The sequence below is a fragment of the Runella sp. R0.1_18 genome (genome assembly GCF_057652155.1).
Genome location: NZ_JBYFCK010000143.1, coordinates 1 through 239 on the forward strand (window position 1 = coordinate 1; position 239 = coordinate 239).

The window sequence follows — 239 nt, forward strand, 5'->3', positions numbered from 1 at the left end:
ACGGGTTCGTTCACCCGTACATTCACCGTCGCCGTGTCGCACTTGCTCGGTACACCATTGTCACACACTGAATACTTGAATGTGTCTGTCCCCACAAAACCTAAATTCGGCGTGTAGGTAATCGTTCCGTCGGGGTTGACCGTCGCCGTGCCGTTGGTCGGATTGCTAATCTTCGTCGGTACTCCCAAGACGTTGCCATCAGGGTCGCCGTCGTTGGCTTTCACATTGATTACCACTGG

1 protein-coding gene is annotated in these 239 nt (G+C 54.0%); it reads right to left on the reverse strand.

Features of this window, described 5'->3' with window-relative positions; all coding sequences use genetic code 11:
- A partial coding sequence (locus AC23P2_RS31420) for an Ig-like domain-containing protein (protein ID WP_487776841.1) occupies positions 1-239 on the reverse strand: 239 nt, incomplete at both ends.